This window comes from Nostoc sp. LPT, assembly GCF_017115165.1.
In the GTDB taxonomy this organism is placed as follows: Bacteria; Cyanobacteriota; Cyanobacteriia; order Cyanobacteriales; family Nostocaceae; genus Nostoc.
This window is the reverse complement of the sequence record NZ_JABXKF010000145.1, coordinates 155665-168440: the sequence shown is the minus strand read 5'-3', so window position 1 is coordinate 168440 and position 12776 is coordinate 155665. Positions and strand designations below refer to the sequence as shown.

Here is a 12776-nt window from a genome sequence, read left to right as displayed (position 1 = left end):
TGGGAACTGGGAAGAAGGAATAAAGGTGTACTGAGTTTTTTCAAAAATCAAATATGAGTCCTAAATATCTGCAAGATTTCACTATCTGAACTCATCGTCAAACCTTTCAACTGATTAGACAGCCTCTCCACTACTACCCAGTTTTTTCTTGAGTATCTCTTCCATTTTTCTCAAATCCTCGTTAGTCTCAGGAAATGGATATGTTGGATTATTAGGACTTCTCCGTTTGATCAATGCCTCAATCGCTTCATCATCTTCACGATGAGCTAAAATATATGCTCTAAGTTCTTGTCGGGACATTTTACTAAAGTTGGGCTTCGTCATCGTTAAACCCCCATTGACCATCGGAAAAAATTAGAATCTCTAGTCCCTCAGTCACACCAGCAAGGATAAACACGGTGTTGGTGTTTTGATTGTACTGAAATACATGGATAGGTTGATACCCATTTGAGAGCATGTGGCAGACTCTGACGCAGGCAAGAGCCTGTTGTGCGGTAGGCATACAATTGTATCTACATGATAGCGAGTAAAACCATACCGTAAAAGGGATGCTGATTTAAACCGATCCAGTCACTTAACATGAAGTTGGGCAATGTCCACCATACAATTTGGCTTGATTTGATGGTTTGCGGCTTTATTTGGGCATTTTTTATGGTGAGCTGTACTAAGTCCAAGCACGGAAGAATGTACTATCTTCCCAGATATTAGCAGCTGCCAGTGCGATCGCTGTCAATTCTTGCTCCTTCAGGGGTACAAAAGCCCGCGCTATCTTGACATTATTCTCTAATTGTGCAATAGTCTCTGCTGCAATCACACAACAATGAACTCCAGGCTGAGACAGTGTGTAACCTAAAGCTTCCTCCATACCTGTCAACCCACCTGATTTAAACAGCCGACCATAAGCCGGGACTTTCATCGCAATCACACCGACATTTTTTTCTCGAGCAACTGGTAAAACTACCGGAATAAATGGATGTGGGTGGTGTTTGTCGGCAGCATTCACAGGAATCAGTGTAGTGTGGAAAGGATAGCGACGCAACCCTTCGGCAATTACTTGAGGGTCGTGATGTCCGGTAATACCAGCAAAGCGCACCAATTTTTGTTGTATGGCTTCTTCTAAAGCTTTAATTGCACCAGATGGACTAAAGATAGTGTCGAGTTCTTCGGAAAAAGAGACGTGATGCAACTGCCATAAATCGAGATAATCTGTATTCAGACGTTTAAGCGATCGCTCCAATTCTCGCCATGCACTATCCCGATCTCTTTTATCGGTCTTGCTTGCTAGAAACAGCTTTGAGCGATGAGGTGGTAGCACTTTGCCTAAATAATCTTCACTCGGCCCATAACTAGGTGCTGTATCAAAGTAGCGAATGCCAAGTTCCAGCGCTCTTTGAATAATTGCCGTAGCATCACTCTCTTTTCCTTCCCAGGATAGCGGTGTTTGTCCTGCTCCTCCTAACCCGAAGATAGGGAGTTTTACTTCCGTGCGTCCGAGTAACCGTTCTGGTATAGTTGCTGGCGGTGTTGCGGTGTTGATAGTATTTTGCTGTAAGGTATTAGTTGCCACAATACCTCCTGTCACAGCAATGCTGGTAATTAGGAAATTACGCCGCGTCTTTGCTTCTGTCATGATTGGCTTTGGGTGCAAAATTACTTTTATTCTAATATCTTAGCTAGGGAAAATTAATCTGAGAAAGCGCGGCAGGTAAAGCGATTGATGCCTTACTCATGAACGACATGCTCTTTCATTACCTGAACTCAAGTCTGCTTTAATTATTAAGAAAGTAAATTTTCACTCATATTAAGTTAGGAGAGTATTGCTACTCTCCTTCTGTCTTTGCTTAAATCTGCTCAAATTAATGCCCAAATAATAGCCTGTTTGAAACTAAAAATTTCGATTCAGGTCGCTATTTAACGTTAAGGTTAAGTCGGTATAATACATAATTGAATTAATTGCTTACCTGTTGTTAGCCACCGTCCCCCGATAAATTTAGCTGCCCATAGACATTGATATCAAATGTAAATTGAATATTGATGTGGTTACTGGTATATCCTGTAGGCAAAGGTGCAAAGGGTGCAGATCGCTGTATAGCTTTGAGTGCCGCTTGATCAGTGACGCTGAATCCAGAGGTTTGTGCGAACTGGAGATTGCTTAGTTGCCCAAAACGGTTAATAGTGAAGTTAAGTACTGTTCGCCGGGAAGACTCGGTTACTTCTGGTAGCCACTGCTGCTTGACTTGTTGCTGTAGTTGGTTTAAGTAATAGGTGATAGCTATATCTTGACTGCTGGCATCAATACCAGAAGGAGCTTGATTATCTCGGTTGGAATTAGGTAAGGCTGCCAGATAATTACCGCTAAAATTCCGACTAGATACACTTTGAGTACCACCCAGCAAGCTTGCTGCACCTGTTTTCAGAGATGACTGAGCTATAGGTGTTCGCCTACTTAGGAGTCTTCCCGACTGACTTAAGTTCTTAGGATTGGGTACTGGTGATTTAATAGCAGGTGCAAGCGCTGTTTTTCGGGGTAGGGCTGACGATGGTGTAGTATTAGGTGCTACTGCTATTTTTTTAGGTTTGGGTGCTGATGGTATAGTTGCTTTTGCGATCGCAGTTGATTGTGGTTTAGCTACTAATGGTATTGTTGGTCTTGCGATCGCAGTTGATTGTGGTTTAGCTACTAATGGTATTGTTGGTCTTGCGATCGCAGTTGATTGTGGTTTAGCTACTAATGGTATTGTTGGTCTTGCGATCGCAGTTGATTGTGGTTTGGCTGCTAGTGGTATTGTTGGTCTTGCAATCGCTGTTGGTTGTGGTTTGGCTGCTAGTGGTATTGTTGGTCTTGTGATCGCTGTTGGTTGTGGTTTGGCTGCTAGTGGTATTGTTGGTCTTGCGATCGCTGTTGGTTGTGGTTTAGCTGCTGGTGGTATAGTTGCTTTTGCGATCGCTGTTGGTTGTGGTTTGGCTGCTGGTGGTATAGTTGGTCTTGCGATCGCAGTTGGCTCAACTTTGGGTACTGGTGGTATAGTTGCTTTTGCGATCGCAGTTGGCTCAACTTTGGGTGCTGGTGGTATAGTTGGTCTTGCGATTGCTGTTGGTTGTGGTTTAGCTGCTAATGGTATTGTTGGTCTTGCGATCGCAGTTGGCTCAACTTTGGGTTGTTGAGGAGATAAATTTGGTGATTCCGCTTTCTGCTCCCTTTGTTCTGGCCGGAATACTTCTGCTGAAGATAAGGTTGTTGAGTCCAAAGGACTCTTGCTAGAGGCTTTATGTGCATCTGAATTAGCTGAGTTCACCGCAGAAACAGGTTTTTTCGGTAAAGCTTTACCACCTGCAATTGAATTTTTAGTAGCACGGAATGAGGTTTTTTGGGGTATGTGTGTTTCATTGGGATAAACTTCAACTACCTCAATTGGAATCTCTTGCTTAGGCTCAGGCATAAAAGCTGTGAACCAATATTTGCTCCCCATCAGTAAAATAGAGTGTAAAAGGATGGAACTAACTAGACCTGGGAGGATATCGAGGGGGACCACGCTCCGATAGCGCTGAAATTCATGAGAAAAAGCCATGTTATTGTGCTTTTGCGTGATAGATAACAGCCTCAACAGTCTATTTACTGTCTTCTAATTTAGAGGATATCGTATCTGATTCAAGCAAAACAAACGAGATATTGAATAATATCTTTTTTCAACTCGATCGAGCCGAAATGGTCAACTGTGCCGATTTCGGGACATTCAGTAACATCCAAATCTTCCTCTTCCTGAAGAATGGCAGTTAATGTTTTGGTCTTTATAGGGTTTTATTTTGATCCGGACGGTCAAGCGATGCCACGGCGGCAAGCTACGCACTGCTATTTTCTAGTTTAGCTTTCAGGTGCGATCGCATTACTTATTACCAAGGGAATTTTTCTGGGCGTAGTTTAAATTTCTTTGATATTCTTTGGTTTTTTGTTGAGCGACTACATAATTTGGGCTAGAAGATGGCACGGCTTTCATAAGTGCGATCGCAGCTTCCCACTGACTCACAACTGTTTTCCACTCATCTAGAGATTTTGCTGATTGAGTCAGGTTAGCTGCATTAATTGCTTTACTTACTGCCTCTCGGAATGTATCAGTTTTAATTAACACAATCAGTGTAGAAATTGCAATTATAAGCCAAGCGTACAATCCTTCCCACCAACTCATTATTCCTGGTAATAATCCTTGTGTTCTACCTATTTCGGGTGCTTGAGTTTCTGATGCAAACCGACTAATAAGCAAGTGTAAGCAGTGATGAGTCAAAGAAATTATCGGAATTGGAGATAAAATTAACAATATTGTAAATATAAAAAATAATTCCGGACTGTGTACAAAATATACGATGTCATAGCCTACCTTTCCAGTATTTTTAATTACAAATATAATAACTCTCAAAAATAAAGTTAAAATAAATGCTTTTAACCAAGAACTAGGATAAGGAAACCATAATGGCCAGTAAAATTTTTGTAGTTCTTGCTTAGTAACTTCCTGATTATTTTGCTGCTTCATAACCAATAAATGCAAAAAAATGATAAACTACTGTCTATTTTATGATTCTACATCTACACCTATAAGCAACATTTTTAGAAATTTTATAGCCATATATTTGAAATTTAGCTGGATTTATTGTATCTTTTATAAAAAGACAGAAGTGAGATTTTCTCAAAATAATTACATAAAGTAAATTAAAGACTAACGTTCCTTTGTAATCATAGAACTACCGTTACTAATATTGACTTTTTGGATAAAAACGCCAGTACAAGATGATAAAATATCAGTACTTATTTGATTAGCAATAAATTCAAAATCCTGGTTTGTTAATCCCTGTGCAGGAGCACCACTTAAGTTAATACAAATAGTTAGATTTTGAGGATTATCGGCAGACTGTTCATTATCTACTGCTTCTACTTCAGCTTCTGCTATGCTCAAATCAAACTCTTGACTCCAAACTGGAAACTCTTTACCTGTTTGTTGTCCATAAACTTTCACTCTTTCAATAGATGCAGCCCCTAAAGCCGTTAACCCTTTGCGGATAAATGCAACTAAAATTTGCTGATTTGGTACTTCGGCAGATTCTAGCATTACCTGCAAGCAAGCATCTTGGAAAGTAACCTTTGCAGCGATCGCTTTGGGGTGTAGGTGGCGATTCATCAGAGATGCGATCGCTTCTGCATCTCCCTGTTTTGCAAGTTTTAGAATATTTGGCTGTGTCATAACCAGTAAAAGAGAAAATCTAGAAAAATCAACTTATATTCTCAGGATTCCCTCTTGACAGCCTTAAGTAACATGATGATGCAAGATATCAGCTAACTTGGGCTAAAATATTTAGTATAAAGATAGTTTTTCACAGACTTTTACACAAATATATTTTCCCTGCATCAACATCAAAAACTCTTGTTTTTGTGGTTGTCAAATTAACAGGAATAATATTAATCAATTAATTCCAATTTTAAATATGAACTTTTATCGAAATCATGCTTGGCCTTCGACGCTAGAAGAAGCCATAGTTATCCAAGAAACGCTGCAAAATCAAGTAATTACTGAAGATCAACTGCAAGAACCTATCCAGTATGTTGCTGGAGTGGATATGGGTTTTGAAGCTGATGGGACAATTAGCCGTGCCGCTGTCGTAGTCCTGAGTTTTCCTGATTTGCAAGTAATCGAGACAAGCCTAGCACATCGTCCTACAACCTTTCCTTATGTTCCTGGGTTCCTCTCATTTCGGGAAATTCCAGCTGTCCTTGATGCCCTAGAAAAGATTAAAACAACACCAAATATTATCTTGTGTGATGGTCAGGGAATTGCTCATCCCCGCAGATTAGGTATAGCTAGCCATTTAGGGTTACTTATAGATATGCCGACAATTGGTGTAGCTAAGTCTAGGTTGGTAGGTAAGCATGAACAATTGGCAGAAACTAAAGGTAGCACACAACCACTGATATATAACGGTAAAACCATTGGGGCAGTTTTGCGATCGCGCACAGGAGTAAAACCTCTATATATCTCCAGTGGTCATCGAATTAGTTTACCGACAGCGATTGACTATGTATTACGCTGTACTCCTAAATATCGGCTGCCAGAAACTACACGCATTGCTGATAAATTAGCGTCGGCGAGATAAAGCTTGTTGAAGTTTTTTCTAAATACTTGCTTGCACCGACTCAATCGTGTTAGGAATCGCACAGAAAGAAGTTGAAGTAGCTAAATACGATTTACGAAGTTAGAACCATGAACGCACTAACTTTACAGTGGCACGATGCAGGTCAAGATAAAACTCAGAACATTTACGAACAACAGCCAAGTCAAAATCATGGCACTGTCCGCATCGGTCGCGATCCCCTCCGGTGCGATATTGTTCTGAGTCATCCTACTGTATCTGGACTCCACGTTGAAATATTTTTTCATCACCAGCAACAACGCTTTTATATCAGGAATTTGCGATCGCAAAATCCTCCCGTTGTCGATGGACGGCAATTAGTCCAAGGTGAAATGCCTTTAACTGAGGGTACTAGTATCTCTTTGGGACAAATAAAACTCAACGTTACTAACGTTTCCACGGGTAGCATTCCAGCAACAATTTTGCTACCACCCAATCCAGCAATAAATCTCGAACATCACCATCACCCACCAACACCCCCCGCATCACCGCCAGGGGTTTATGGCTTAGAATGCCCCAAATGTCATAAAGTTTCCCCAGGAGAGAATCTACAAATTGGCTGTCATTGGTGTGGGACATCTTTAGCTGCGGCTGTGAGTGTGTTGGTAGCACGGGGTAGTTGAGAAGGAGGGCAGGGGAGAAATCAATTCAAAATTCAAAATTCAAAATTGAAGATTCAATCCCCATACTCAATGCCCAATGCCCCATGTCCAATGCCCAATGACAAATGACAAATGACAAATGACCAATGACAAATGACAAATGACAAATGACTTACAAATCCAATTGAGTTGGGAAGAACCAGCGACGGGTGAACGGCGAGAACCACTGTTAAATATGCCGATCGCTTTTGGTCGAGAATTTGCTCGCTTACCTGCTGAACTTAGGGGAGTACGCGTATCTCGGATGCTACTTAACAGTAATGAAGTCTCTCGGTATCATGCCCTAATTGACTGGGAACAAGACCATTTAGTAGTGATTGACCAAGGCAGTGTTAACGGTGTCTATGTCAATGGTCAACCACAAACGCGTAGTGTTTTGGTTAATGGCGATACGTTGCAAATTGGCCCATATTTGATCGCAGTGACATTTGGTGCTAGCGCCTCTGCACCAGATACCACCCCCCCTTCAACGATTCACTTCAACGCAAAGACTAATCGCCCAGACCCCAGCTTACCTGTAGTTCAGCCGTTAACGCCCGTGGTAAGTAATTTCCCGCCATTGGCGTTTCAGGCACAAAAGGTTTCTGTGCAAGCACTTCATGCTACGGGATTACCAGTAGATGAATCTGATTATCTAGCGATCGGGGCGGGATTGGGTAGCTTTTTATGGGCTGATTTGCTGCGAATTAGTGGTGTGCGTGCTGAGAAGATTGTGGCTTTGGGATTAGAGGCGGAACCTTATGCTCGTTACAAGCGCCTCTGTCTGAATTCACAGATTCCCTTATATGAAAGATTGCGTTCTAATTCTGACTCTTGTCCTGATAATATTTGGGGTTGGCCTAGTTATGCCTTGCGTGAAGCTTGGGGAGACTTAGCCAAGGGAGAGATAAAGTCAGCATTCAAGTATTTATGGCAAGTGTTTGCTGAACCAACATTTGCAGAAACTTATACTCCCCGTGCGGGTAATGTCTTTGATTCCATAGACCGGGAAACGAAGCGCATAGGCTGGAATCAAATTTATCGCTATGGGCGAGTTAGGGTAATTCGCAAAACTGATGACGGTAGATATTGCGTAGCCTATTCTCGCGGCCCAGGAAATTATGCTTTTTTAGTTAGTCGTTATTTACATTTAGCTACTGGGTATCCAGCTATTCAGTTTCTCCCAGATTTGCAAGCTTATAGGGAAAAATATCAAGACTTTAAATCTGTCGTCAATGCTTATGAAGCTCACGATCATGTTTATGAGCAACTAGAGCAACATGGTGGTACGGTATTGATTCGGGGGCGGGGAATTGTGGCTTCGCGGATTGTGCAGCGCATTTACGAAGCCAGAAAGCGAAATCGGAATATTGCAGTTTTGCATTTAATGCGATCGCCTAAGCCCCAAGGTAACAAATTTCAAAATGCCCAACGCTTAGTCAAAAATCATTACGAATTTCAACCCTTTAACTGGCCCAAAGCCTGTTGGGGCGGCGAACTCCGGGCAATGTTAGAAAAAGCCACCCCCGATGAACGCAAGCGTTTACTAGCAGACTGGGGTGGAACTACCACCGCCGACCGCCAAGACTGGCAGCAAATTACTGCTCAAGGGTTAAGCGAAGGCTGGTATCAAATTACCTTCGGTGAGGTGCTGGATGTGGAACGAGATGCCCAAAACCGAACTGTTACCCGTATCCGAGAGCAAAGCTTTGGCGAAATGAAATTGTTAGCTGACTTTATTGTTGATGCTACCGGACTGGATGCCAAGGTAGATGCTAATCCCCTGTTAGCAGATTTGGTGAAACATTACAACCTCCTAGTGAATCACCTGGGGCGACTGACTGTAGCGAACAATTTTGAATTGGTAGAAATGCGTAGTGATAGAGGTCAAATGTATGCTGCTGGGGCGATTACTTTAGGTGGCCCTTATGCCGCAGTTGATAGTTTTTTGGGCTTGCAGTACGCCGCATTAGTCGCTGTTGATGGACTCGCCGCCGCCCGTGCGCCTGGAGTTCAAAGGTTGAATGTTGTAAGTTCCTTTGGGCAGTGGTTGAAGTGGGTGTTAAATCAGTCACCTTAGTATTAGGAGGCAGGGGGCAGGAGGGATAGAGTATTTATCTGGCTGTTTTGAGTACCAAACTCCAAAGTTGAGGTAAAAAAGTTCAACGTTGAGGTAAAAAAGTTCAACGTTCAGGTAAAAAGGTTCAACGTTTAGGTAAAAAAGTTCAACGTTGAGGTAAAAAGGTTCAACGTTGAGGTAAAAAAGTTCAACGTTGAGGTAAAAAGGTTCAACGTTGAGGTAAAAAAGTTCAACGTTGAGGTAAAAAGGTTCAACGTTGAGGTAAAAAAGTTCAACGTTCAGGTAAAAAGGTGCAACGTCGAGGTTCAGAGGTTCAAGTGGCGATGTCTACAACGGGCTACGCCTACGCAGAATTCTTGTTCTCTGATATGGTGAATAAAATCGGCGGTTAGAAACTGCGTCTACACAGGCAAAACCCACCTACGTGGGTTTCAACCCTTCAATTTTTCCTCAGTCCGCGCAGGCGGACTTTGTTTGTTGTAGCCGCGAATTCCATTCGCCCTGGCTCTTAATTGACTACTTCTTATTTTCCCTTGTCGGCTGCACCATTACAGGCACTAAAGTTTTAACTAAACGCGTAATTGCGACAATCACAGAGGCAACTCCCCCAATAGACAATGAAGTTAAAATTGCCGCCGCCAGAATAATTTCAGTAGGACTGTATCCATCTCGCATCCAAGTAGATGGATTCTCTACCGATGTTGGCGAGGCGGGGATTAATTGCGAAGTTTGGGTGGTTTGATTGGAGTTGACTGGAGTTGTTAAGACAGTTTTCACGGCTGAACCTCTTCTAAATGTTTATATGCAAATAATATTTCTGCCAGAAGAAGAGGAGATTCCCTAGAAATGGAGACAAAGTAGAAATTAAGTAGAAATTAAGTAGAATCGAGAAGAAATCTCACAAGCTGTCTATGCAATGGGCTGATTTTCTAGCCAATGAAGCTGCTACTAATAGCTTATCCCCAGAGCAAACGGCAGCTTTTGTTGAGCGTTTGAAGACTGAAAACTCAGGGAAGAGTGAATTGAATCTTGCCATCAAATTAGGTATCGAAGAAGATACTTTCACAAAACGGATGACTGCCGTTTATAAAAAGTTTGCCCAGAGTTATCCTGAGTTATCCACCTCTAAAGGTCGGGGTAAGCTAGAAAAGCTACGAGCTTGCCTCACAGCAAAATATAATGGCGGGCAAGATGCCCAACCCACAAGTAAAGAAATTCATCACAACATTCCCCCTGCTGTGCCATTTGAAAAATTTGTGGGACGTGAGACGGAACTACAAAACCTGCACTCCTCATTACAAACATCTCAGCAAGTTGCCATTGTAGCTGTGGCGGGTATGGGTGGAGTAGGCAAAACTGAACTGGCTACCCAATACGCTAAACAGCACTTGCGGAATTATCAAGGTGGGGTTTGCTGGTTATCTGCACAGGGAATTGATGTCGGAATTCAGATTCTCAGATTTGCTGAATTGAAATTTAAACTCATTGCACCGGACGATTGGGAATTAGTAGATAGGCTGAAATACTGCTGGCAAAATTGGCAACAAGGTGAAGTGCTGCTGGTGTTTGATGATGTCACCGACTATAAAAAACAGGTTCAGCCTTATCTACCCCCGGAATTACTCAAGTTTAAAGCACTGCTGACAACGCGCCTGGGATTTGATAGAACTTTGCCGCAATTACCTTTGGGTGTTCTCAAACCTTTGGCGGCGATGAAATTATTAAAATCGCTGGTTGATAGAGAACGACTGAAAAGCGAACCTTGGGTTGCGAGAAAAATTTGTAAATTCTTGGGATATTTGCCTTTAGCGTTAGAGTTAGTGGGGCGATATCTCGATACAATGCCAGATTTGTCTCTGGATAAACTGCTGAAGCGGCTAGAGAAAAAGCGACTGGAACATGAAGCAATAGCCAAGGCTAACGCATTGATGCGTTATGAATACGGTGTAGCTGAAGCTTTTGCATTAAGTTGGGAACAGTTGGATGAAAATGCACAACGCTTAGGCTATTGGCTGAGTTTGTATGCCTTGGCTGATATTCTTTTTTCTATTGAGGCGATAGAAGATGACGATGAACAAGAACTCTGGGAGAAAGCTATAGCAGAGTTGCGGAAACTGCATTTAATACAATGGCAAAGTAAAGGAATATATCGTCTACATCCACTGATTCGGCAATTTTTCCAAATGAAATTGGATGAGTCAACTGAGGCGGATGAAGTAAAAACCGCTTTTGCAGCACAGATGGTAGAGGTGGCAAAGCAAATTCCTCAACAGCCTAACCGTGAAGATATTTTCAACCTCACTCCACATATCCTCCACCTTGGAGAAGTTGCAACTTACCTATCCCAATATCTCAGCGACGAGGATTTAACTTGGCCTTTTACAGGCTTAGGCTGGTTCTATCAAGGTCAAGGACTTTATCAGCAAGCAGAACCTTGGTACAAACTATGTGTAGAGGTAGCTGAAAATCGTCTTGGTTTAGAACATCCTGATGTCGCCACTAGCCTGAACAATCTCGCAGAACTCTACTTTTCTACAGGACGCTACAGCGAAGCCGAACCCCTGTTGCAGCAAGCTTTGGAACTGTGCAAACGCTTACTGGGAGACAACCATCCCAATGTCGCCAACAGCTTGAACAATCTTGCAGGACTCTACGAATCTACAGGACGCTACAGAGAAGCCGAATCCTTGCATCTGCAAGCTTTGGAACTGAGAAAACGCTTACTGGGAGACAACCATCCCCATGTCCTCACTAGCCTGAACAATCTCGCATTACTCTACTTTTCTACAGGACGCTACAGCGAAGCTGAACCCCTGTTGCAGCAAGCTTTGGAACTGTACAAACGCTTACTGGGAGACAACCATCCCCATGTCGCCCAAAGCCTGAACAATCTCGGAGAACTCTACCGTTCTACAGGACGCTACAGCGAAGCCGAACCCCTGTTGCAGCAAGCTTTGGAACTGTGCAAACGCTTACTGGGAGACAACCATCCCCATGTCCTCACTAGCTTGAACAATCTCGCATTACTCTACTTTTCTAAAGGACGCTACAGCGAAGCTGAACCCCTGTTGCAGCAAGCTTTGGAACTGAGAAAACGCTTACTGGGAGACAACCATCCCGATGTCGCCCAAAGCCTGAACAATCTCGCATTACTCTACCATTCTACAGGAAGCTACAGCGAAGCTGAACCCCTGTATCTGCAAGCTTTGGAACTGTACAAACGCTTACTGGGAGACAACCATCCTCATGTCGCCCAAAGTCTGAACAATCTCGGAGAACTCTACCGTTCTACAGGACGCTACAGCGAAGCTGAACCCCTGTATCTGCAAGCTTTGGAACTGTGCAAACGCTTACTGGGAGACAACCATCCCCATGTCGCCCAAAGCCTGAACAATCTCGCAGGACTCTACCGTTCTACAGGACGCTACAGCGAAGCCGAACCCCTGCATCTGCAAGCTTTGGAACTGTATAAATGCTTACTGGGAGACAACCATCCCCATGTCGCCCAAAGCATGAACAATCTCGCATTAGTTTACCATGCTACAGGACGCTACAGCGAAGCCGAAACTCTGTATCAGCAAGCTTTGGCAATTTATAAGCAAACTTTAGGTGTAGGTCATCCCCATACAATCACGGTTCGGGGAAATTATGCAAGATTTTTAAGAGAAGCATATCCCTAACGATCGCACCCTTTCTCACAAAATCACACAAAATTGATGCCACACAACAGTTGTAGTTCAAATTTTAGCAACGATCTTCCCCTCATAACCAAAGTACAGTAAAGAATAGAGCGTAGGCGTAGCCCGCACTTCGACAAGCTCAGTGACCATCGTAGACATCGCTTTGCGGTTTCAAATTCCAAACGCCAAATTTGAGGATAA

General features: G+C 42.9%; 11 protein-coding genes. 4 read left to right on the top strand and 7 right to left on the bottom strand.

Annotated elements, in window-relative coordinates; translation table 11 throughout:
• Window positions 1–114: 114 nt before the first annotated feature.
• The 6 genes from HWQ58_RS28190 to HWQ58_RS28165 form a co-directional block, all read right to left on the bottom strand.
• Complete coding sequence (locus HWQ58_RS28190) at window positions 115–324, bottom strand: hypothetical protein (protein WP_292870376.1); 210 nt, start codon at window positions 322–324, stop codon at window positions 115–117.
• Window positions 305–502, bottom strand: a complete 198-nt coding sequence (locus tag HWQ58_RS28185) for a hypothetical protein (protein WP_292870374.1) — start codon at window positions 500–502, stop codon at window positions 305–307. Before HWQ58_RS28185 ends, HWQ58_RS28190 begins: the two co-directional genes overlap by 20 nt.
• 162 nt (window positions 503–664) lie before the next feature.
• Entirely contained in the window at window positions 665–1630 is a 966-nt protein-coding gene (locus HWQ58_RS28180; RefSeq protein ID WP_292870372.1) for an aldo/keto reductase, read from the bottom strand.
• A gap of 337 nt (window positions 1631–1967) precedes the next feature.
• Window positions 1968–3440: an energy transducer TonB gene (locus tag HWQ58_RS28175; protein WP_292870370.1), complete on the bottom strand. Its 1473-nt coding sequence runs from the start codon at window positions 3438–3440 to the stop codon at window positions 1968–1970.
• Window positions 3441–3884: 444 nt separating this feature from the next.
• Window positions 3885–4526 (bottom strand): hypothetical protein, encoded by a 642-nt coding sequence (locus HWQ58_RS28170; protein ID WP_292870367.1) that lies wholly within the window; start codon window positions 4524–4526, stop codon window positions 3885–3887.
• A gap of 183 nt (window positions 4527–4709) precedes the next feature.
• Entirely contained in the window at window positions 4710–5231 is a 522-nt protein-coding gene (locus HWQ58_RS28165) for a hypothetical protein (protein ID WP_292870364.1), read from the bottom strand.
• Window positions 5232–5472: 241 nt separating this feature from the next.
• Here HWQ58_RS28165 and nfi point away from each other — a divergent pair, with 241 nt between their 5' ends.
• The 3 genes from nfi to HWQ58_RS28150 all read left to right on the top strand — a co-directional run bounded on the left by nfi (window position 5473) and on the right by HWQ58_RS28150 (window position 8895).
• A complete protein-coding gene (nfi, locus tag HWQ58_RS28160; RefSeq protein ID WP_292870361.1) occupies window positions 5473–6138 on the top strand; it encodes a deoxyribonuclease V in 666 nt (221 codons plus the stop codon).
• A 107-nt stretch (window positions 6139–6245) separates the two neighbouring features.
• Entirely contained in the window at window positions 6246–6797 is a 552-nt protein-coding gene (locus HWQ58_RS28155) for an FHA domain-containing protein (RefSeq protein WP_292870358.1), read from the top strand.
• Window positions 6798–6936: 139 nt separating this feature from the next.
• A complete protein-coding gene (locus tag HWQ58_RS28150; RefSeq protein ID WP_292870355.1) occupies window positions 6937–8895 on the top strand; it encodes an FHA domain-containing protein in 1959 nt (652 codons plus the stop codon).
• 516 nt (window positions 8896–9411) lie between these two features.
• Here HWQ58_RS28150 and HWQ58_RS28145 read toward each other — a convergent pair.
• A complete protein-coding gene (locus HWQ58_RS28145; RefSeq protein ID WP_292870352.1) occupies window positions 9412–9672 on the bottom strand; it encodes a hypothetical protein in 261 nt (86 codons plus the stop codon).
• 134 nt (window positions 9673–9806) lie between these two features.
• Between HWQ58_RS28145 and HWQ58_RS28140 the strand changes: the two genes are divergently transcribed.
• A complete protein-coding gene (locus tag HWQ58_RS28140) occupies window positions 9807–12575 on the top strand; it encodes a tetratricopeptide repeat protein (protein ID WP_292870349.1) in 2769 nt (922 codons plus the stop codon).
• The last annotated feature ends 201 nt before the right edge of the window (window positions 12576–12776 follow it).